This is a genomic window from Porticoccaceae bacterium LTM1, from assembly GCA_030252795.1.
Taxonomy (GTDB): Bacteria; Pseudomonadota; Gammaproteobacteria; order Pseudomonadales; family Porticoccaceae; genus SCSIO-12696.
The window spans coordinates 1,436,145-1,459,479 of record CP127080.1; the positions used below are offsets into that span (position 1 = coordinate 1,436,145).

Annotated in this window: 13 protein-coding genes and 1 pseudogene; 7 read left to right on the forward strand and 7 right to left on the reverse strand. The window is 52.0% G+C overall.

Features of this window, described 5'->3' with window-relative positions; translation table 11 throughout:
• Window positions 1-100: 100 nt before the first annotated feature.
• The 3 genes from pabB to metE all read right to left on the reverse strand — a co-directional run bounded on the left by pabB (window position 101) and on the right by metE (window position 4,938).
• On the reverse strand, window positions 101-1,534 hold the full coding sequence (pabB, locus tag QP938_06270; GenBank protein WIO75505.1) for an aminodeoxychorismate synthase component I: 1,434 nt from the start codon (window positions 1,532-1,534) through the stop codon (window positions 101-103).
• 45 nt (window positions 1,535-1,579) lie between these two features.
• Window positions 1,580-2,527 (reverse strand): GNAT family N-acetyltransferase, encoded by a 948-nt coding sequence (locus tag QP938_06275; protein WIO75506.1) that lies wholly within the window; start codon window positions 2,525-2,527, stop codon window positions 1,580-1,582.
• A 131-nt stretch (window positions 2,528-2,658) separates the two neighbouring features.
• A complete protein-coding gene (gene metE / locus QP938_06280; protein WIO75507.1) occupies window positions 2,659-4,938 on the reverse strand; it encodes a 5-methyltetrahydropteroyltriglutamate--homocysteine S-methyltransferase in 2,280 nt (759 codons plus the stop codon).
• Window positions 4,939-5,054: 116 nt separating this feature from the next.
• Between metE and QP938_06285 the strand changes: the two genes are divergently transcribed.
• The 5 genes from QP938_06285 (at window position 5,055) to QP938_06305 (ending at window position 11,429) form a co-directional block, all read left to right on the forward strand.
• On the forward strand, window positions 5,055-5,969 hold the full coding sequence (locus QP938_06285) for a LysR family transcriptional regulator (protein ID WIO75508.1): 915 nt from the start codon (window positions 5,055-5,057) through the stop codon (window positions 5,967-5,969).
• 223 nt (window positions 5,970-6,192) lie between these two features.
• Window positions 6,193-7,959, forward strand: coding sequence for a gamma-glutamyltransferase (ggt, locus tag QP938_06290; GenBank protein WIO75509.1), 1,767 nt, complete (start codon window positions 6,193-6,195; stop codon window positions 7,957-7,959).
• A gap of 33 nt (window positions 7,960-7,992) precedes the next feature.
• A complete protein-coding gene (locus QP938_06295; GenBank protein ID WIO75510.1) occupies window positions 7,993-8,490 on the forward strand; it encodes a hypothetical protein in 498 nt (165 codons plus the stop codon).
• Window positions 8,491-8,768: 278 nt separating this feature from the next.
• The gene (locus tag QP938_06300) at window positions 8,769-9,203 is read left to right on the forward strand and encodes a hypothetical protein (GenBank protein ID WIO75511.1); all 435 of its coding nucleotides are present in this window, start codon (window positions 8,769-8,771) and stop codon (window positions 9,201-9,203) included.
• Between the two features lie 492 nt (window positions 9,204-9,695).
• A complete protein-coding gene (locus QP938_06305; GenBank protein WIO75512.1) occupies window positions 9,696-11,429 on the forward strand; it encodes a hypothetical protein in 1,734 nt (577 codons plus the stop codon).
• On the opposite strand, the gene QP938_06310 is transcribed toward QP938_06305, so the two are convergent.
• Window positions 11,412-12,496 (reverse strand): IS3 family transposase gene (locus QP938_06310; GenBank protein WIO75513.1). Its coding sequence is split into 2 segments (ribosomal slippage): window positions 11,412-12,235 and window positions 12,235-12,496, totalling 1,086 coding nucleotides; the frame shifts between segments, so codons are not numbered across the junction. The two genes, QP938_06305 and QP938_06310, sit on opposite strands and share 18 nt — an antisense overlap.
• 226 nt (window positions 12,497-12,722) lie before the next feature.
• Between QP938_06310 and QP938_06315 the strand changes: the two genes are divergently transcribed.
• On the forward strand, window positions 12,723-16,058 hold the full coding sequence (locus QP938_06315) for a hypothetical protein (protein WIO75514.1): 3,336 nt from the start codon (window positions 12,723-12,725) through the stop codon (window positions 16,056-16,058).
• Window positions 16,059-16,164: 106 nt separating this feature from the next.
• Window positions 16,165-16,360, forward strand: a pseudogene (locus tag QP938_06320) (transposase).
• A gap of 48 nt (window positions 16,361-16,408) precedes the next feature.
• Here the strand turns inward: QP938_06320 and QP938_06325 are convergent.
• From QP938_06325 to QP938_06335, 3 genes are all read right to left on the reverse strand, one after another.
• Window positions 16,409-17,548 (reverse strand): cupin domain-containing protein, encoded by a 1,140-nt coding sequence (locus QP938_06325; GenBank protein WIO75515.1) that lies wholly within the window; start codon window positions 17,546-17,548, stop codon window positions 16,409-16,411.
• Between the two features lie 249 nt (window positions 17,549-17,797).
• Window positions 17,798-19,168 carry an adenylosuccinate lyase gene (gene purB, locus QP938_06330; GenBank protein ID WIO75516.1) on the reverse strand — a complete coding sequence of 457 codons (1,371 nt, stop codon included), beginning with the start codon at window positions 19,166-19,168 and terminating at the stop codon, window positions 17,798-17,800.
• 332 nt (window positions 19,169-19,500) lie between these two features.
• Window positions 19,501-22,899 carry a UvrD-helicase domain-containing protein gene (locus QP938_06335; GenBank protein ID WIO75517.1) on the reverse strand — a complete coding sequence of 1,133 codons (3,399 nt, stop codon included), beginning with the start codon at window positions 22,897-22,899 and terminating at the stop codon, window positions 19,501-19,503.
• Window positions 22,900-23,335: the final 436 nt, after the last annotated feature.

Sequence of the window (23,335 nt, forward strand, 5' to 3'; positions counted from 1 at the left end):
TTTGCGAGTGCAAGGCGGCAGCGAACGGAGACCCGGAGTGTATGTGGTATACATGAGGAGTTGAGTACGATGCCAACGCCGCTATCGCGGAAAAAGTGCATTATTTAGATGTGCCCTTCATCGCTTCGAGGGTATTCATCAACACCTGAACCTTGTCCAGTGACTCCTGGTATTCGGAGTTGGCATCGGATTCATCGACGATTCCACCGCCTCCCCAGCAGTGCATTTTGTCCCCGTCAAACGCCAGTGTCCGAATGGCGATATTGGTATCCATACGGCCACAGTGGCTCAGGTAACCAATGGTCCCGCAGTAAATGGAACGCTGCTGGTGTTCCAACTCTTCAATAATTTCCATGGATCGACGTTTAGGTGCTCCGGTAATGGAGCCGCCTGGGAAACAGCCTTGTAACAGCTGCAGGGGAGTACTTCCCTGATCCAACTGACCGGTGACCGTACTCACCAGGTGGTGAACATTTGCGTAACTTTCCAACGCAAACAGCTTGGGTACACGAATGCTGCCGGGATGGCAGGATTTACCCAGATCGTTGCGCAACAGGTCGACAATCATCAGGTTTTCTGCGCGATCCTTGCCACTGTTGAGCAGGGTCCGGGCATTGGCCTGGTCTTCTGCTTCCGATTGCCCGCGCCTAATGGTGCCTTTAATCGGCTTGGTTTCAACCCGGCCTGACTCGTTCACTTCCAGCAATCGCTCAGGGGAAAGTGAAACCACCGCTTGCTGGCGGCCATCTGCATTACACCAGTCCATATAGGCACTGAATGGTGAGGGCAGTGACTGTCTCAGCTGAAGGTAGGCTGAGAGTGGATCGCCTTCACAGGGCGCGCTGAAGTGCTGCGCGTAATTCACCTGATAGCAGTCACCGGAACGGATATATTCGTGAATCCGGTCGATCGCTTTCAGGTAATCCGGCTTTGTTTGCGAAGGACTGAATGGTGCTTTCAAAGAGAATGACTGCTGATCACTTTTATCGCCATTCAGGTGTTCAAGTACAGCCTGACGGGTATCTGAGTTGCAGGACTCGAGAAAGATCAGCTGACTCTGTTGTGCCTGGTGATCGACAATCAGTGCCCAATGATAGAGCCCCAAGCGTAATTGCGGAAGTTGGGCAACCACGGGGTTGTCATTGGCTACCTGCTCCAGACGCTTGCCAAAGTCATAACTGATGTAGCCGGCAAGGCCGCCGCAAAAAGGCAGTCGACGCAAATCTTCCGGTGCGGGTGGAAGGCTGTCCATCAGCGATTGCGCCAATTCCAGAGGGCATCCACTGTGAGACGTGCGACTACCATCGAACTCCAAAAACGCATCGCCATGCGCAGACACTTCAATCAAAGCTGACGGACAGGCAGTGATAATGTCGTAGCGACCAACTTGCGGCGCCTGTAGACCACTGTCCAGCCAGACTGCTCCATCGAGGTCACGCAAAGCCAGAAAAAGGGCTTCGGTATCACGACGATAGGGGAGGGTAATTGATTGGTACATGGGCGCGGCTTTTGGAAAAGCGGCAAGGGTAGTCATTTACTACTGCAAAGGCAATGCCGCTGGTTGATCTGGGGCTTTCAATCAGAGTGGAACATGCCTGGTAGCTGGATGCTGAACACTGTTATTCCATAGGCTTCTGAATTGATCAGTCAGGGTTCTGCATCTGGCGCGGTAATTCAGGGTTAAAACGCCACTACCATAATCATTTTCATTGATTGGAGAAAACAGGGTCGCTTCATCAAACACTATAAAAAAGTCACTTTCCGGTGTGTCTTTGGTAGTGACACGAATTTCACAATGCTCGCTGAGTTTTTGCTGGAGCGAAATAATTGCCGGAGTGCTGCGCCGTTCCAAATCAGTTTTGTCCACCAGCAGCTGCAGTTTGCAGTGTGGGTGACGAAGGCAGAATTGCGCGATATTCTCAAGCAGACTGGAATCACGTAAATACTCCAGATGCAGACTGGGCAAGTAGCCCATAACCTGGCGGTTTACCTCTTCAAACCGGGTGCCCAACTCTTCAGCGATACGATTCGGAGTTTCCAGCGTTGTGCGAACTGAACTGTCTTTATCAGCAAGGTGGCGATAACTGCCGAGGTCGATAGCCATTTCTATATGATCAATGCCTGCTTCGTCAAAGATGTCGCCGTGAGGTTCAAATCCGAACTGCTGATAAAAGTCGCGAGCATGGCACTGGGCGTGAAGGTGCAGGTTGGTCATACCCATGGCGCTGGCGTCGAGAATAATCCGGCGCATAAGTGCGGCACCAATTCCTTTGCCGCGGTGGGATTTCATCACCGCCATGCGCCCCACCTTTCCATTGCTTTCAAGGCGAGCGGTGCCAATGGCCTCTCCCTCGGGGCTGTAGGCCAGCCAGTGGTGGCTGTCGGCGTCGTGTTCATCAATCTCGATTTCAGAGGGCACCTGTTGTTCATCGACAAAGACGGTAAAGCGAATCCGTTTCAGTTGCTCGGAGTCTTTTTCCCAGGAGGCCGGTGATATTTTAATGCTGTAAAAATCGAGATCGTTCATGGCAGCTGGTTCTCTGACAGGTATTTTGCAGTGGCTATACATAAGAGTATACGAATATGGGATCGCAAGAACGACCCCGTATTCGAATATGCCAAAGCGCTTACCCGCAGTAGAATAGTAGAGCAGTAGAGTTAAGCCAGTTCAGCTCTCGCCTGTTTTGCTGCCTCAACCATTTTTACCAGTGCAGCTTCTACTTCTGGCCAGCCACGGGTTTTCAGGCCGCAATCAGGGTTTACCCAGAGTTGGCTGGCAGGAATCCGTTGGCTGGCTTCGCTCAGCAGCTCAACAATAGAGTCAACCGTTGGCACATTGGGCGAATGAATATCGTAAACCCCCGGACCAATCTCATTGGGATAGGTGAACTCCTCAAAGGCCTGCAGCAGCTTCATTGCCGAGCGAGCGGTTTCGATGGTGATTACATCGGCATCCAGCTCGGCGATAGCCTCGATAATGTCATTGAATTGCGAGTAGCACATGTGGGTATGTATCTGGGTGGCTGAGTCTGCCACAGCAGTGCTCAAACGGAACGCATCCACAGCCCACCGCAGGTAAGCGGGCCATTGGGATTGCTTGAGCGGCAAACCTTCACGCAGTGCTGGCTCGTCGATCTGGATAACTTTGATCCCAGCGGCTTGCAGGTCGGCAACTTCATCGCGCAGTGCCAGGGCAATTTGTCTGGCACAGGTTTCCCGGCTGATATCTTCGCGCGGGAAAGCCCAACCCAGCATGGTTACCGGGCCGGTCAGCATGCCTTTAACCGGCTTTTCGGTCAGTGACTGGGCGTAGCGGATCCATTCAACGGTCATCGGCTCCGGACGGTGTACATCACCGTAGATAATCGGCGGTTTTACACAGCGAGAGCCGTAACTTTGTACCCAGCCAGTGGCGGTAAATGCGTAGCCCTGCAGCAGTTCGCCAAAGTATTCCACCATGTCGTTGCGTTCCGCTTCGCCGTGTACCAGAACGTCGAGACCGATTTGCTCCTGACGCTCGATAGCAAAAGCAATTTCATTCTGTATGACCTGTTGATATTCAGCGGCAGAGATATCACCTTGGCGATAGCGGCGTCGAATCGACCGGATTTCACCAGTCTGCGGGAATGAGCCGATGGTTGTGGTGGGGAATGCTGGCAGAGTAATCTGCTTTGATCTGCGTTTGGCAAAGGGCTCACTGCGTTGCAGCCAGCTCTGGTCAATTTTCTGAAGGCGTTGCTGGACGTCTCTGTTGTGAACACGAAGCGAAATGCTGCGCTCCTCAACGATTTTATCGACAGTCGCAATCAGCGTGGCAGTAGTTTCGTCACCTTTGCCGGAAAGCACCTGGGCAATGGCGCTGACCTCAGCGAGTTTCTGTTTGCCAAATGCCAGCCAGCTGCGAATTTCCGGATCAAGGTTTTCCTCAACATCCAGATCAATCGGGCTGTGCAGCAGCGAACAGGATGGGGCAATCCACAGGCGATTACCCAGCTTTGCATAGGTTGCCTCGAGTCGCGCTACCGATTGACTCAAATGATTGCGCCAGACATTGCGACCGTTAACGATACCCACAGAGAGAATTTTGTGTGGTGGCAGCTGATCGGCAAGCTTTTCAAGCTCGTCCGGGGCGCTCACTGCATCGAGGTGCAGGCCGGCAACCGGCAGGCGGCTGGCGGTGTAGAGATTATTGCCGTAACCACCAAAATAACTGGCCACCAGCAGCTTGATATCGCGGCGCTGCAACTGGTGATAGCTGCGTTCAAACGCCTGCTGCCACTGAGCTGGCAGGTCCAGTGACAAAATCGGCTCATCCAGCTGTACCCACTCGACATTGCTGCTGGCCAAGCGGTTCAGAATATCTGCATACACTGGCAAAAGTCGCTCCAGAAGTGCCAGCTTATCGAACTCATTGCCGCTGCACTTGGCCAGCCACAGGTAACTCAACGGTCCAAGCAAAACCGGCTTTGCGTTGTAGCCCAGCTGCTGTGCCTGCTCCAGTTCTTCAAACAATTGCGTCCACTGCACACTGAACTGCTGATCTTCGCTTAGCTCAGGAACAATGTAGTGATAATTAGTGTTAAACCACTTGGTCATATCGCTGGCGGAGCAGCAATCTCCACTCGGTGCCTGACCGCGAGCGCAGCGGAACAAGGTGTCCAGATTAATTTTGCCGTCGGCTGGCAGGTGACGAGCCGGAATCGCACCAAGCAGGGCAGAGGTGGTGAGCACTTGGTCGTACCAGGCGAAATCGCCCACCGGAATCAGGTCAATGCCAGCGGCTTTTTGTAGTTGCCAGTTTTCTGCACGGATTTCAGCACCGATTCCCAGTAGTTCGTCCTGGGTGATTTTTCCTTGCCAGTAACTTTCCTGGGCAAATTTTAGCTGCCGCTTTAAACCAATTCGCGGAAAGCCAAGGTTGTGGGTTGTGATGGTCATGGGTCACCCTTGTGTTAGTCATATTTAGTGTTATTCATATTTCGATGGACGCCATTCTGGATTTCACCTAACATGAGTGCAAATCAAGTTTTAAGATTTAAACATGAGATAAATTTATGATTGATTTGAGACACCTCAGAACTATTCGAGCACTGGCCAAAGGCGGTTCGCTGGTGGAGGCCGCGGAAATGCTGCACCTGACCCAGTCCGCATTGTCCTACCAGCTGAAAGAGGTGGAAGATCGTATCGGTATGCCGCTGTTCGTGCGCAAGTCGAGGCCGTTGCAGCTGACCGGAGCGGGGCAGCGCCTTCTGGATTTGGCGCAACAGGTTCTGCCGCTGATTGAGCAGGGTGAGCGCGACCTCAAACAGATCAGCTCTGGCCAGGTGGGGCGTCTGTATATGTCCATTGACTGCCACAGCTGCTTTGACTGGTTGATGCCGTCGATCAACTATTTTCGCGACAGCTGGCCGGAAGTGGAGGTAGACCTGAGCAGTGGCTTCAGCTTTGCGCCATTGCCAGTGTTGCAGCGAGGCGAACTGGATCTGGTGGTCACCTCAGACCCTGAACCTATGGACGGGATCGCTTACGAACCGCTGTTCCGCTATGAGGTGATGCTCGCCATTGCCAAAGACCACCCTCTGAAAGCGGAGCCCTATATTCAGCCGAAGCATATTCAGGATCAGACTTTGATTACTTATCCGGTGGAGCCGACTCGTATGGATGTGTTTAACCACTTCCTGACTCCGGCTGGTATTGCACCTGGGGCAGTTCGCAAAGCAGAGTTGACCCTGATGATTGCCCAGCTGGTCGCCAGCAACCGCGGTGTAGCGGCGCTGCCAAACTGGGCGTTGGCCGAATACGTGCGCAACGGCTTTATCGAGGCGCGCTCACTGGGTGAAGGTGGTTTGTGGCGCACGCTCTATGCGGCGATTCGGGAGGAAGACAGGGAGTCTGCGTATATCAGCGATTTTATCAACAGTGCCCGTCGAATCAGCTTTGATAACCTGAAAGGTATTCGCAGGCCATAGAAGCCATTTCATAACGTAACGAGCGCAGTAGTTATGAACCAACTTCTAAAAAAAACGCCCGACTCGGGCGTTAGAGTGTGTCGCTTTGCGACCTTTGGGGGTAGGTAATAGCAACAGCAATAAATTCAGTCTAGTAGGAGATTTCGAGAGTGCCAGTTTTTTTGCCCCCTTTTTTATCGTGGGGTACTCTTACGCAATTCGTGGCAAGGATGGGAAGAGAACGATGATTATAAAAAGAGTTGGATTGGCTGCCTTCAAAGGTTTTATAGCCTCATTAGCCTGTCTGCTGATGTTGCTAGCACTGCCGGCTATCAGCGCCGAAAAAGCCATTCTCGACTACGGCGTTTCGGCTCACCCGGTAATCAGCAAATCAGGGATGGTGGTCTCTCGCGATGCCATCGCCAGTAATGTGGGCGCGGATATTCTCGCCAAAGGCGGCAATGCCATAGACGCGGCAGTGGCTACCGGATTTGCCTTGGCAGTGACCTTCCCGCAGGCGGGTAATATCGGCGGTGGTGGCTTTATGATGGTCTATCTCGCCGAGGAAGACCGTACTATCGCTCTGGACTATCGGGAAATGGCACCGGCAGCGGCCTATCGCAAACTGTTCCAGGACGAAGAGGGCAATGTAGTAGAAGAGCGTGCCCGTTTCAGTCATAAGTCCGCCGGAGTACCGGGCACCGTTGCTGGCTTTGCCCATGTGCTGGAAAAGTACGGCACCTTGCCCCTGAAAGAAGTGCTCCAGCCAGCTATTGAGCTGGCCGAACAAGGTTTTGTTGTTGGCTATCCACTGGCCCAGTCGCTGGAATCCCGCTCGGAGCGCTTTGCCAAACACGCGGCATCGGCCAAATACTTCTTGAAAGATGATGGTGACAGCTATCAGCAGGGGGAGACCTTCATACAGGCTGACCTCGCCAAAACGTTAAAGCAGATTGCCAAAAAAGGCGCTGCGGGTTTCTATGAGGGTGAAGTTGCCGACCAGATTGTTGACGAAATGGAACGCGGCAATGGCCTGATTACCCACGAGGACCTGAAAAACTATCGAGTTGTTGAGCGTAAGCCGGTAACAGGCAGCTACCGTGGCTATCAAGTCGCCTCTATGCCACCGCCATCATCCGGTGGCGTTCACCTTATCCAGATGCTCAATATTCTCGAAGGCTGGGAGCTGAACAAACTCGGCCACAACAGCGCCGCCTACCTGCACGCCCTTACCGAAGTAATGCGCCGCGCCTACGCCGACCGCAGTAAATACCTGGGTGATCCGGATTTTTACGATGTGCCAGTAGAGAAATTATTGGATGCCAATTACGCCACAACTCTGCGCGAGTCCATTGACCTTGCCAAAGCCACTCCCTCACCATTGATCTCACCAGGGCTTGATCTGCCAAAAGAAAGTCCGCAGACCACTCATTTCACGGTCTGGGATAAACAAGGCAACGTAGTCAGCAATACCTACACGCTTAACTTTTCCTACGGCAGCGGCATTGCCGTTGAAGGTGCAGGCTTTCTGCTCAACAACGAAATGGATGACTTCTCATCCAAACCCGGTGAACCCAATGCCTACGGCCTGATCGGCGGCGAAGCGAATTCCATTGAACCTCGCAAACGCCCGTTGTCATCCATGACGCCCACCATCGTATTCAAAGATGGCAAACCTTGGCTCGCCACCGGCAGCCCAGGCGGCAGCACCATTATCACCGTGGTGCTGCAAACTATTCTGAATATGGTGGACTTTGATATGAATGTGGCCGAAGCCAGCATCACGCCGCGCATTCACCACCAATGGTTCCCGGACGAAATCCGCCTTGAAAAGGGGATCAGCCCGGATACCCAGATTTTACTCAGTCAGCGTGGCCATCAGTTGAAGGCTGGTGGGGTAGTGCTGGGGCGTACGGCTAGCATCATGATTAAAGACGGCGTGTTGTATGGGTTTTGTGATCTGCGCTGGCCGGGTGGGGCGGCGGTGGCAGCGGGGGATAGTGAGCGGTGATTTATTGCTTCGCAAAGGGAGTTTGGAGGTGGCGTGATTGAAATATTGTTAGGCCTTGGTCTTTTTCTTGGGATTGCTCTGCTTGTATTGGTTGTGGTTTTTGTTGTTCCGATGATTATTGATTTGGTTACTAAATCAGAAGGTGACTCAGATCATTTGTACACAATCTTCATGGAGGAAAGTGGCTACAGAGGACATAAAGTATTGTCAGCTGCTGGGTGTTTGTTTCCTTTTATTTTGCTCACAAAATCATCGAACGATATAGGCGTCTGGATGTTGGTGGTCACTATATGTGCCACCTGTTTTCTCTGTCATTTATCGGTCTACAAACACTATCCAGTTCTAACAAATAAAATGAAAGTGGTGCTGGCGATAATGCTGGGATTTCTTGCTGTGATGAGCTTTCTTGTGAGAGTGGAAATTTTGTCCAAAAATATTCTTGTATTTATTTTGGTTGCTTCAGGGTTGATCTGGGGCGGTTATGCTGTCTTTCGGCGTTCGTTGTTAGTCCGTATTGCAAGGAGAAGCTAAAAGGCCGATAAATAGCGCTTTTTTCCCTATAACTTGTGACTTGTTGCTAGTTGCTGAGGTCTAGATGAACTTTACAGTGGGTGGATAAAGTGATGGTAGTAGTCTTTTCTTGGTAACTATTGCTTTGATTATCGTAGTAGAGGTGTGGCTTGCAAGTAGAAAGCAAGTATACAAGCCATTGCGAGAAGTAGACGAAGGAAGGTTATAAACTAAAGGGGATGGCCCCCTTTTTGCTCCTAAAGTAGGGTGGTCACCTTTTTTTAAGAGAAATTTTACTCATGACTATTTTTGTAAAAATTATTGGTTGTGTTGCTTTCGTTGCTCTGGTGCTCCTGATGTTTATGTCTGAAGGGGTGGAGAGGCTCTTAATTCTATTATCCAGTTTTTTGTTTTTTTATCTGGTCCATGTGGCTTTATATTTATTTGATTCACTTAAATTCTTGGGGCGAGATGTTGTTTTTCCGGTTGGAGGGGGTGCAACTTCACTGTCGTATATATTGACATCGTCAGAGTTGACGAGAGTCTGGTTCTTCTGTTGTGTTTTGTTGTTTTTTTGGTTTTCTCGTTTGGTCTTTAAAGATTATGTTTGGGGGTCGACAAGATATGTGGATGGAGAAATGCCTGTGTCTCAAGGGATGCGAGCAGCCTTCATGATGCTGCTATCGTTAGGGTTCTTTATAGCAGGTTTTAAAGGTGACTTTCCACTCTGGTAGAGTTATAAGAACTCTTCAACAAACAACGTCCCATACTCCACCAATTGCTCAATCACATTCTTACTCTCTGGCGACAGCAGATGCGACTGCAGGCTGTAAAGTCCGGAGCTGCTGAGTTGTGTTTTTCGCCAAAGATGGTCCTGTTTGCTGCCGATCTTAATAAATACCTCATCCAGAAACCAAGTATCGTCGGGCTTCCCGGTGGACTTGCTTGGTATAACCAGTTGAAAAATTCAAACACCACAGACGAATGGTTTCATAGATGACGGTTACGTCGCAGCGGCCAATAGTTCTTCAACTTCTCTGAAGCTCAATGAGAATCGATGGTAAAGCAACGCCGTGTGGCCATTGCTGTGCGACAAAAAATGGATTTCCACGATTTGCCGTTGTCGAATAACTTCGTCCGCTTGCTATACAAATTCCCAGTTTGGCCTATATTTATATCTAACGCATTTGCAGTCCAGCCTTAGGTGGAAATGCGGAGGAGACAACTTGAGGAAATTAATTGCCTCTCTCAGATGCGCCCTGATTTCTGCAGGTGCCATCTTTATCAGTGCGCTATTACCCGCGCAGGCCGATCCTTTTGCTTATATATCCAGCCAAGAGACCGACAGTATTACGGTCATTGATACGGCTACTGACACCGTGGTCGACGTTATCAACTTTGAATCACTGGGGTTTGCAGTTGCCGTCGACCCTTCCGGTTCCACTTTTTACATCGCCAGTGGTGGTAGCGCTTGCGCAACCTGCATTTCGGTTGTGGATACCACCACCAATGCGGTAGTCAACACGATCGAACTGGACCACAATCCAATTACCTTGGTCGTTAGCCCTGATGGCAGCAAACTCTATGCCTCCAGGAATGAAAGCAATACTAACTCGGCGACAGTGACGGTTATTAATACTGTCACACTTACCATCGACACCGTAATCGAACTGCCTCGTTCGGCATTGGACAATCGGGTAAACCCCCGCACAATGACACTTACGCCAGACGGCATGACGCTCTACGTCAACGACTTTACCGGTCAGCGGGTCATACTGATAGACACTGCCAGTCACACGATCTCTGGCGAAATCCTGGTCAATACTTGCCCGCTGGGCATGGATATCACACGCGATGGATCCAGGGTGTATGTGGCGAGCTTTTGCGCCCATGCGGTCAATGTGATCGACACATCGAGTAACACCGTTGTAGACACTATCTTCAACACTGGAGCCAGAACAGCCTACCTGGCAGTCTCACCGGATGGGTCCACTGTTTACGTCACCAATATCATCACCGACCATACGGTTACTGTTATTGATACCGCCACCAATTCCATCGTTGACACCATAGCGGTAGGTACTGAGCCCATCGAAGTTGCAGTGACGCCCGATGGGGCTAAGGTCTATGTACCCAATAAGGAAAGCAATTCAGTGTCTGTTATCGACACAGCTTCAAATACTGTCGTCACCACAATACCGAACATTGTCGCACCGAACTTCCTTGGTAACTTTATTGCCCAGGGAGTACCGCCTCACAGCCTGAATATTACGGCTGGCCCGTCCGGCATTCCTGACCCGGTAGCTTCCGGGGGCGGGGTAGAGTTGGATGTTACCGCTGTGGACTCCGAGGGCCATGAGCTGACTTACGCCTGGATGGCGGACTGCTCAAGCTGGACCGATGACAACGGCACATTTAACGACGCCGGTCTTCGTCAGCCCATCTGGACTGCGCCTGTCAACGAAACCGGCGACCCGCGTGAGTGCCTGATTAGCGTCAGGGTAGAGGATGGCAAAGGGCTTTTCGACCAGGGCAGTTATTCACAACGGGTTACCGAAGTTCCGCATAATTTGTCTATTACGGAAGGACCGAGCGGCACCCCCAACCCGGTCGCTACCAGGGGTACCGTCAATTTGCATGTGGCTGCGACAGACAATCGCGGCCATGCGCTGAATTATCTTTGGACCTCCAATTGCCCCGAAAGCAGCTTTAACGACAATACCCTGCAACAGCCTGTATGGACCGCGCCGCCCAACAATACCGGTTCCACCCTGGAATGTGTTATCTCAGTCACTGTTGACGACGGCACAAACGGGTTTAGCGATGAGGGCTTTTTCGCTCAGCGGGTGTCTTCGGGGCCGACAGGGCAGGGCGTTCTTGATGTCAAACCGACTACTGGCGCTGTAATCCCCCCATTTATAACCGAGCTTTTTAGTAGAGGATTAAGCCGCCAACATTAATTGCCTTGGCGGCACACCGCCAATGGCGGTATTTGGTCTTTCGTTATTGTATTGCCATAACCATTGGGTGGCCAATAGCTGGGCATGAGCAACGTTCTCGAACTGGTGCATATCCAACCATTCATGCCGAACGGTTCGGTTAAATCGCTCTATGTACGCATTCTGAGTTGGCTTGCCAGGTTGGATGTATAGCAGAGTAATACGTTGCTCGGTTGCCCAGTCAATTAGCTTCTGAGAGATATACTCCGGGCCGTTATCACAACGTATCGCCATTGGCTTCCCTCGCCATTCAATAATCTGCTCAAGGCTTCGTATCACTCTGCTGCTTGGCAAAGAGAGGTCAACCTCAATGCCTAAGCCCTCACGATTGTAGTCGTCCAGTACATTGAACGTACGCAATGAGCGACCATCAATTAGCCCATCGCTCATAAAGTCCATCGACCAGACCTGATTAGGCGCTGTGGGCACATCAAGTTCGCCAGGATGGTCGCGTTTGATAAGTCGTTTGGGCTTTATTCGTAAATTTAGCTCCAGCTCCCGATAAATACGGTAAACCCGCTTATGATTCCAGGGAAAACCTTTTACATTCCGCAGGTAAAGGAAACACAAGCCAAACCCCCAGCGTCTGTGGGCCTCTGTCAAACTTAATAGCCAGCCTGCAATCTGTTGGTTCTCACATGAGAGCTTTGCCTGATAGCGGTAGCAAGTCTCACTAATGCCGAAGGTCGCACAGGCTAGACGGATGCTGATGCCATCCCGCTGAACAGCCTTTTGGGCCATTGCTTTGCGGCAGGATGGCCTTACAGCTTTCCCTCGAGGGCCTCTTGGCGAAGCTCTGCTTTGATGCGCTCCTCGGCATACATCTTCTTCAGGCGGGCATTCTCTGCTTCCAGCTCTTTGAGGCGCTTCATCAAGGCGGCGTCCATACCGCCATATTTTGAACGCCATTGATAAATCAGGGCTGTGCTGACACCGTGTTCACGAGCTAATTCGGCAACGGAAACGCCAGCCTCATGTTGCTTCAGTATCGCCAGAATCTGGTGATCCGAAAACTTCGACTTCTTCATAGATAACTCCTTCTGATTCACATCATAAAAGTCTCTACTTAAAAGCGCGATTATTTTTCGGGGGGATTACAGCGCGAATTTCAGGGGGCCTATAGGCGGGCCATTTACCCGCTCGCTGCCCGGAGACATTATTATTCTGCCAGCCATTCATACATTTCTTCTCGAAAATACAGGCGGAGAGCCCATAACCGCCACCGTACAACGAACGCCGGCAGGAGCCGACTGGGTGAGTCTTACCTCCTCTGGCGGGGGCTGCGCGCTTGGTATTGCCTGCATCATTGAAATTGATCCCCAGGAAAAGAGGGATGTCACTGTAACGACCAATGGACAGGCTAATCTACTGGCGCTCGGTGAATACAGCGTCAACATCCAGTTTACAAATGGCACCAATCACAATGGCGATACCATCCGCCCCATTAATCTTACGGTTGAACCGGCGGACCACATTCCCCCGATCGTCGTCGGGCCAGCTGATGTCACCATAAAAGCCGAGGGCTTGCTCACCGATATCACAGGTAAGGTCGGCGAGGCGGTGGCAATCGACAATATCGACGGTGTACTACAGGCTGAGCCCTTTATTGGAGGCCAACCGGGCTTGGGGGCTTTTGGAGTGGGCGAGATATTTATCGAGTGGCGCGCAACAGACAGCTCCGGCAATACGGGAAACGATTTCCAGAAAGTGACTATCGTGGATAAAACGCCGCCGGAACTTACCCTGCCGCCCGATAAAACCAGGATTGTGACCACCATGTCCCAACTGCCTGTTTTCGTCAATATTGGAGATGCAACCACGACGGATATTCATGATCCTGACACGCCGACTCTTTCAAATGACGCGCCCACGAATTCCATGTTCCCGCTGGGGGAAACCTTTATTACATGGACCGCGGTAGACTGGAAAGGAAACAAAAGGGTTGCGGTGCAGAAGATCACTGTGGTGCTTCAGCCTGGTGACCTAGCGGGCGTCGAACTGATTCAGACCTCTCAGGATCTTGAGAATAGTGTGCGGTTGATAGATGGAAAGACCACTTTGTTGCGCGCTTATTTTAAAAGTCTCAACGGCAGAAACAATACCTTCCCGGGATTGAAATTAACAGCCACCCGTAATGGCCAACCGTTGTCACCGTCGGTATTATTCCCGCGAAACTTCAATGTGATTTCCACGGCATTTCCCAATGTATTGGATCTGCGGGCCAACCCACAGCCAGCTGATGGTACTAACCCGGATGGCAGCAGACTAAACAATGGCCGCACCCGTCGAGCGAATTTGGCCAATCTGGCATCCGAGTTTATTTTGCCCAATGACTGGACGACGGGAACAGTGACATTCAGCTTGGTGTTCGATGATTTTGTTGACGTGGATTGCGCGAATGTTGTCGGACCCGTAAACCCAGACTGCAGCATCACCAAGACCTTTGCTCTTTCCGAAGAGATGGAGCTGAAAATGGTCACGGTCAGTTTTACCCCGAGCGATGACAGCTCCGCACCTTTTTCCACCACCATCCAGGATCTGATCAACGAGCGCAATCATATTATGGCGCAATTCCCGGTAAGCGAGATTGATGCCACCGTAGGCGCCATCTCTTATCCGGATATCCTTCAAGTAGGATTTGATATCTTTACTATCGATTATGATGGCCGGGACCTGTTCGATGACATTCTGAGTTCGCTGGATGACATGCGGGACTCGGATTCCTGCTATGAGACATTTGGAGACTGCCAGAGAATTTACTATGCACTCGCCACCAACAACAATGGTGAGGATCTTGATGGCGACGGTGTATTTGATCGTACAACCGCGATATTCAACAAAGAGGGCGGTGGAACGGTATTAGGCCTCGGGCAAAACCCTGGCAGGGCGTCTGCCGGCCTGCGCGGCAGAGTCGGTACCAGCGGTCAGGAGATTGGCCATAACTTTGGTATGAGTCACACACTTTGGAAGGATGAAGGTACTATCTTTTTCGATGGCATCGGCCCCTGCGATGCCCCGGTGAGTGACAGTGACGAGCCGTTTTTCCCCTATATCAACAACGTTGACGGAAGCCGCAGGTCCACGCTCGGCCCGCTGTTACCAGACAAAGATGTGGTCATCGGCTGGGAATCCGACAGGGACCGCATGCTGCCCATTGTCGATGCGTCGGACACCATGAGCTATTGCCCCGAAACGGCATGGCCCTCAAAATTTACCTATCACCGCTTCTGGTCCAATATCCTCGCCATATTCGGGCTTGGTGCCTCGCCTTCGTCGAGCGCACTGTCCGCCAGTGAGTTTTCGTCTTCAGCAGAAGTGACAGCCGAGTCACTGGAATTTGCTGAAGCCATCAGTTTCGTACGCGGCTTCGTTCGCCACGATAACGAAGAAGATGAAGTCATTTTCAAACCGACCGGGCTGCTAGTGGATCCGCCGGTAGCGCCTCCGATGCAACCCGCAGGTGATTTTGCTCTGCGGCGCTTTGATCAGTTCGGGGCTCTGGTGGATGAAGTGAATTTCGCGGCCTCTCATGTGGATTACCGATTGTCCCCCGGCTCTACTCCAATACCCGCATCTGATTACTTCTCCATTCCATTCCCATTCAACCAGCGGGTGGAAAAAGTCGAATTGTTCCACGAGGGCCACCTTTTGGGCCAGATGGAAGCCAGTGACAACGGGCCTGAAGTCGAGCTGATGTTTCCAAACGGTGGCGAGACCCTGTCTGGCGATTCGGTAACCGTAACCTGGAAGGGACGAGACAGGGATAGGGATGAACTGGTCTATGATGTTCAATTCAGCCCGGACGGTGGCAGTACCTGGGAGACCATCATTGTCAATTACGCGGATACCTCCCTTGATGTGAACCTGAATAATCTGCCGGGTACTGACAACGGGCTGATACGGGTCTATGCAAAAGATGGCTTCCATGTTGCTCACGACACCTCCGAAGGCACCTTCATCAAATCCAACAGCCCGCCGCTGGTCAGTATTTTGCTGCCTTACGGCAACGAGATAATCGCGGGTGAGCAGCTACTGGTCTTGAAAGGTACTTCCGACGACAGGGAGGACGGCCATCTGCCAGACAGCAACCTGAACTGGACATCTGATATTGATGGTTTGCTGGGCAATGGACACAATTTGAATGTCTCTGCAGCCTCACTCACACCCGGCGAACACAGGATTACTTTGCATGGAGAGGACGCTGACGGCGCCAGTAGTTCGGACAATAGAAAAGTCCTTGTCTTTGGCCATGACCTTCCGCCTATGGTAATTGCCGGCGTGAATGTAAGCCCCGATACTCTTTGGCCGATAAACCATAAAATGATACCCATTCAGGTCGAGGTGGATGTGCGATCCATCCCGCTGCCAGAGGCACCCGAGTGCACTATCACGTCGATTGTAAGCTCTGAAGATGCGGATGGCCTTGGGGACGGTCACACAGCTGTGGATTACAGAATTACCGGACCACTGACGGCTGAAGTTCGGGCAGAGCGCTCTGGCAAGGGGGGGGCAGGAAATATTCCATCCATGTCGAATGCTCTGCCAACGATGGGGAGAAGCAGCTTAACGCCAGCAGCGTGGGCATCATAACTGTTCCACACAATCGCTAAACGGTATTCATTGCTTTGCTGAAAAGCGAGCCCAGTTTCTATATTTGCACAACATACACCCAAGCCATTAGAGGCATTCACCCAATATTGAATCGTTAAACAGCGTCATCCGCAGGTCATTAAAAAGCGAAAGCTCTTTCCCACAGATGATTCGGCTCGAAAGGTGATTTATCTGGCAATCATGGATTGTATCAAAAAGTGGACGATGCCAATACGAAATTGGAAAGCGGCCCTGAGAGACTTATGATCGAGTACGAAGTCTGCCTGAAATGCTACGTTTAACCCGCGGCAGTTACACAATTAAAATTACAAGAACCGTTATTGAGCTGCTCAATATTCGATAAATAACGCCCCATACTCCACCAACTGCTCAATCACATCCTTACTCTCTGGTACCAGCAAATACGATTGCAGGCTATAAAGCTCCAGCGGCTCGTCACTGCAGAGCAGCTCAGCAAAAGCAAGATCGGTTTTTACCGCTTCGCCATCAACAAACAGTTCCGCCTTTTTCTCGTTCAGTTTCGCAAACGCAAAACGTGATGCAGGGTGGCGTTCGAGGTGGGCGCCTTGTTCCAGCGCGTCCAGCCATTGTTGTGGCTGGCCATCGGAAATTTCCAGCTCCGGATATTTGCGCATTGTCATGTAGCGGCCGAGCCAGTTGCGGAGTAGTTGTTCGTCAAGCAGGGCTTCGCTGAGGATTTCCTTCAGGCGATTGATTGCCGCCGGGGTTACTTCACCGGGGTGTTGGAGGATCTCGTTCGGGTCTGTATAGCGCTGGTGGTCACGATGCTGTGAAATCGCATCGGTGGCGACATCGTCAATAATTTCGCCAACGCTGGGTGCACGGAAGCCGATGGAGTAGGTGAGGCAATCATCTACTGCAACACCATTATGGCTGTATTGTGGCGGCAGGTAGAGCATATCGCCGGCTTCCAGTGTCCACTCCTGTTCGACTTCAAACTGATCCAGAATTCGCAGTTTGGTGCCGGCAACGCGGGGACTTTCATCGTCGGCTTTGGGGCCAACCTGCCAGTGGCGTTTACCGTAACCCTGAATCAGGAATACATCGTAGTAATCAAAATGAGGGCCAACGCTGCCGCCTTTGGGGGCGTAGCTCACCATCAGGTCGTCCAGTCGCCAGCTTGGCAGAAAACGAAACTGTTCCAGCAGGGCTTTGGCTTCCGGTACCCACTGGTCCACGGCTTGGATCAACAGGGTCCAGTTCTCTTCCGGCAGTTTGGCAAAGGTCTCTTCGTCAAATGGGCCATTGAGGAGTTGCCAGGGGCCTTCCGGGCCTTGCTCCATCACAATGCGGGATTCCACGTCTTCTTCCAGCGCCAGGCCGGCCAGTTCGTCTGGCGATAGTGGCGATTCAAAATCGGGGAAGGCGTTGCGGACCAACAGCGGCTTTTGCTGCCAGTAGTCGCGGAGGAATTCTTCGATTGTGATATTGCCGAGGTGGGTAAGCATCGTTGGTTCCGCTTGTGAGTGTGGATTTTTAAGCATCGAAGACGCTGGTTTGCTTCGCTGCGCTCGCAATGACGGGTGCCATTTTACCGGAATATCGTCATTGCGAAGGAGCGGAGCGACTGCGGCAACCTAGTGACTTTTAGTGCCTATCCCCGCGAAGGCGGGGATCCACTTTTTAAACCATGGATTCCCGCCTGCGCGGGAATGACGTGCGGTTTATTCCCGCTTTCGCGGGAATGACGGTATGGCTTAGATATTTTGCGCCTGTGCTACAGCGTTACCAATGTAGTTGGCCGGAGTCAGGGCACGCAATTCGGCTTTGGCTTCTTCCGGCAGTTCCAGGGAATCGATAAAGGTCGCGATGGACTCTTTGTTGATGGCCTGGCCGCGGGTGAAGGCTTTCAGCTTCTCGTACGGCTCTTCGATGGCGTAGCGACGCATTACGGTCTGGATCGGCTCGGCCAGTACTTCCCAGGCGTTGTTCAGGTCTTCGGCCAGACGCTGTTCGTTCAGCTGCAGTTTGCTCAAACCTTTCTGGGTGGCTGCGTAGGCGATCATGGCGTAACCGATACCAACGCCCATGTTACGCAGTACGGTGGAGTCGGTCAGGTCACGCTGCCAGCGGGAAACCGGCAGTTTAGCCGCCAGGTGGTTGAACACGGCATTGGCGATGCCCAGGTTGCCTTCGGAGTTTTCGAAGTCAATCGGGTTAACCTTGTGCGGCATGGTGGAAGAGCCCACTTCGCCAGCAATCACTTTCTGCTTGAAGTAACCCAGTGAGATGTAGCCCCAGATGTCGCGGTCGAAGTCGATCAGGATGGTGTTGAAGCGGGCAATGGCGTCGAACAGCTCGGCGATGTAGTCGTGCGGTTCGATCTGGGTGGTGTACGGGTTCCAGGTCAGGCCCAGCTCCTGCTCGATAAAGTCCTGGGAATTCAGCTGCCAGTCCACATTCGGGTAGGCGGAGATGTGGGCGTTGTAGTTACCTACGGCGCCGTTGATTTTGCCCAGCAGCTCAACGTTTTTGATCTGCTCTATCTGGCGGAACATACGGGCTGCCACGTTGGCAAACTCTTTACCAACGGTGGTCGGGGAAGCGGTTTGGCCGTGGGTGCGGGACAGCATCGGGATTTCGGCGAAATCGTGCGCCATATCGGCGATAGTGTCGGCGATATTTTGCAGGGTCGGAACCAGAACCTCGTCACGACCGGCGCGCAGCATCAGGGCGTGGGACAGGTTATTGATATCTTCGGAAGTACAGGCAAAGTGTACGAACTCGGTTACCGCGTTCAGCTCGGCGTTGTCCTTGATGCGCTCCTTGATGAAGTACTCAACCGCTTTTACGTCGTGGTTGGTGGTCGCTTCGATGTTTTTGATGGCTTGTGCATCGGCTTCGCTGAAGTCATCAACAATGCTGTTGAGCAGGGCATTGGCTTCGTCAGAGAACGGTTTAACTTCGGCGATCTCTTCGTGCTTGGCCAGTTGTTGCAGCCAGCGGATTTCCACCTGAACGCGGAATTTGATCAGGCCAAACTCACTGAAAATAGGGCGCAGGGCGTCGGTTTTGGAACCGTAGCGGCCATCGATTGGGGTAACGGCGGTAAGCGTCGAGAGATCCATGATGTTCTGTCTCTTGAATAGTCGATTTAGGAAGGCGCGCATGATACCCGAAATGGGGTCAAAATGCAGCGTTGGTGTGGCTTTGTGGCTCTGTTATTGCGTGCGTTGCCCAAAACATTTGAGATCCTTCGCTTTGCTCAGGATGGCTGTGGAGAGGCAGCTATTTGGGTGAGGTCGAAAACAATAGAGATCCTTCACTTCGTTCAGGATGACAATTAAGGTAAGGGCTGCGTTTAGTGCGACTTGCCCCCAATAATGGTTGTCATCCTGAACGAAGTGAAGGATCTGGGTATAGTTTCGCTACGCTCAGAATGGCACTCGACGAATACTGCCTAAATTTCTTCCAACCGATTAATCAGCGGAAAGTAGAGCGCCAGCTTGGTGGGCCTGCTTTCCAGTTGACTGAAAATCCAGCAATAGCGCGTGAGTTGGGACTGGTAGTGCTCCTTCTGCTCTGCCAGAAATGCATCAAGCGGCTGATCTGCCGAGGGGGCTGCGCTTTTGTAGTCGATAATCCATCGCACGTTGTTTTCGTCCACAAAAGTGCGGTCGATTACGGCTTTGCGCTGGCGACCCTGTTGGTCGACGTACATCAGTGGCAGTTCGCACTGGCTGTCGGTATAGCTGTTTGCCAGTAGCCAGCGGCCGGTTTCGCAGCTGCTGATCACCTCAATGGCCTGGCGCAGTTGTTCTAGGGCCTTGGTGGTTTCCTGAATACCCAGCTGCTGCAATTGGCTGCGCCAGAAGGTCTGTTGGCTGGCGATTCGCTCCTGGTGCCAGCTGTCTATGCCATCAGCCACCATCTGCTGGAGGGTTTGGTGCAGAACTGTCCCGGTATGGCGAGCCTCGGCGTTGTCCGGCTCCTGAGTTTCCTCATCGTAACCTTCAGCACGGCCTCGAAAGTTCGCAAGCAGTGGGTTGTCTTCAATGGGTTGTGGCTGCCACTCTTCTTTCAAGCGAGCGAAGTGGCTGAGGGTCGTTGGACCGGGTTGCTGTTCAAGATTTAAGGTATCGCGGTGCACGATGCAGCCCTGACCTGGGGCGAGCAGCTTTGGCTCAATTACTGGCCACAACGGTGCCAGCAAGCTGTCTGCTCCGGGCGCTTTAAAGCTGTCTTCTTTCGCGCTTTTAACATTAAAGATCAGGTGTAGCTGTTTGATCGCGCGGGTCGCTGCTACGTAAATTACACGGGTGTTTTCGAGGCGTGTCTTTTCCTTGGCTTCCTGCTTTAGGTGTTCAAACAATGGGTCTTTGTCACTGCCACTGGCTTGCAGTGGGCCAAGCAGAAGCTGGGTGTCGCCGAAAGAATCGATGCGCTCGCGCCACAGCAGCATCTCGGAATCACTGCCAAAACCAGTTTTATCCAGCCCCGGGACAATAACGGTGTCGAACTCCAGGCCTTTGGATTTATGTATGGTCATTAACTGCAATTTTGGGTCACTGTTAGCAGCGGGAGCGGCGTAAAGGCTGTCTACCGCACGGGTAAAGGTCTGCCAGTCGTCGATATCGCCACTGGTGCTGTGCTGTTCCAGCAGGTCGAAATAACGGCGGGCGTGTTGCAGGTCGTTGTGATCGAGTAGCGCTTCAGCGCCACCCAGTGCAAGCCAGATACCTTCCACCCAGCTGCGCAATGGTTTGCGGCCTTTGTGGGCAATGGCGGGAAGTAGTACTTCGCAAAGGCGATTCAATCGAGCGCGGCCGGAGTCGGACAAGCCGGAGATTTGTTGGCGATGCAGTAATTGGCCGAAAAGCAGCGGGTATTGCTCGCCTTCAATGGGCGGATTTCCGTCGACGATTGAGTTGGCCAAGGTATGCAGGTCGTGCAGATCCAGACCGCACCAAGGCGCGCGCAGTATCGATAGCCAAGCGATGCGATCTGCCGATGAGCGCAGTGCTCGCACCAGGCTGTGAATATCAATCACTGCCATTTTTTTCGACAGCGGTTCAATATCAATGGCCTGCCAGTTCAATCCTGCCTGATACAGTGCCGGAAGAATTTCCCGCAAATGACCGCGATTGCGAACCAGTACGGCAATACTGCCCTCGGGATTTTGGGCTTTTGCCTTGTGAATTTTTTCTACCACCAGAGCGGCTTCCTGCTGGCGATTTTCGGGGTCCACAACGGCATCGATAGTAACGGCATCGCCGGGCAGGGCGTCATTGAATGCTATGGCATCGGTGTAGCGAACGGCACCGCGGTCAATATCGTCCTGACTTGGAAATGCCGCTTTAAAATGTTGATTAACCCATTCCACCACTTGATTCTGGGAGCGGAAATTCACCGTTAAATTCAGCGGCTGCAGTTGAATTTCGCCAATTGGGTGACGACGCGCCTCCAGAAACAGACCGACATTGGCACTGCGGAATCCGTACAGGGATTGCATGCCATCGCCTACGATAAACAGTGTGCGGCCATCGTCGGTTTGCCAACCTGCAGTGAGTTTTCTCAACAGCTGAAACTGGCTGCTGGAGGTATCCTGAAATTCGTCAATCAGAATATGACGAATACGATAATCGAGTCGCAGGGCGGTATCAGTTGGCGCATCTTCATCGCCTAATGCTCGCAGGGCTGCCAGGGTAACTTCAGTAAAATCACAGGCGTTATTGCGCAGAAATACCAGACTTAAACGTGCGCTTAATTGGGGTAGTAACTGAGTTAGCGCGGAGAGCACTTGCCACTGTTTGGCGGGATATTCCGGGTAGGGCAACGAGCGGATTGCCAATAAGTTATCCAGTAGGGCGCTGTTTTGTTTCAGTTCACCAATCAGTGCCAGCAGTTGATCCTTGCGCTCTTTGGGTTCGCCTTTACCTGCCGGAAAACCATCGCGTACGGTGACGGTTTTGCGCCAATTGCCTTCTTTAGTAAGCAGCAGATCAATAACGATATTCCAGATATCACCGCAATCGCTGTCGGGTGGTGGCAACTCTGTGATTCTTTGTAATTGGCACAGTGGGTGATTAGGATTGGAGCTTGCCAGATTACTGGCGGCAAAATCGACCAGTAGTGCAAGGTCACTATTGCAAGGTTGCAGTTGCTCGTAAGCGGTTCCTAAAGTATCGCTGATGGTTTGTTGTAGCTGCGCTTCGAGGTAAGGGCGCGCGTCAATGGCGCTTAAAATATGACCGAGCCACTGTTCACGCTTTGCCAGCAAGCCAGACAACAGGTTTTCCAGACGTTGCATATTGTTGTCGAGATGGCGCAACAAATTAGAAATCGCATCGGCATTGCTGCCACCGGATTCCAGTTCGGTCATTAACTCCTGAACGGCTTCGCGATAAAACGGTTCGGCATTTTCGGCAGGTTGCGGCAATTCTCCGAGGCCATTTTCCAGTACCAGTTGGCGTGCGAGGTCGCGGCACAATCCATCAATGGTTTGCAGTCGCAAGCGATTGGGCGCGGACAGTAATTGCCAGTTTTGTTCGGCATCACGCTCCAGAACTTTACGCGCCAAAAGCCAGGTCTGTTTTTTGAACTCTGCTTCCGGTTCCGGATTGTTTTGTGCATCTTTCAGTGCGCCAATTATCCGGTGGCGCATTTCCGCGGCGGCTTTTCGGGTAAAGGTAATTGCCAGTACTTCTTCCGGATTTTGACAGGTGGCCAAGAGGGTTAATACCCGCTGGGTGAGCAGACCGGTTTTGCCGGAACCAGCTGGTGCGGCCACGGCAAATGAGCGGCTTGGGTCGAGTGCTTCCAGACGCTGCTGGTGGTCGGCTGGGTAATTATTGGCCACTTGTGTTCTCTGTCTGTTTGGTGATATGTATTTGGTTATTGTTTGGGCTTGGTGTGTCAGCAGTTTCAGTATTCCGGTCAGTGACACGCCGTAGACCCATCCATAGGGGCTCGAGGTCAGCATCCATGCTGACCACGGTCACTGACCGGAATACTGAAACTGCTTCTGGAAGCTTGGTGCTGAAGGCATTTAGCTTAAAAAAAGAGCTCAGTAAGCTAGATTGGCTTTTAAATTTCATTATTACCTTAAGGGAACTCTGATTAACGTCATTCCCGCGAAGGCGGGAATCTATAAGCTTTTGAAAAACATGGGCTCCCGCCTTCGCGGGAGCGACGGAAAAGTAATTAATCAGGCTTTCCCTTGATAGTAAATTTCGAATCCAGCTAGAGGCACGGGCAAGTTCACAATTAATAGCCGTGACCGTGGCCAGCAGGGC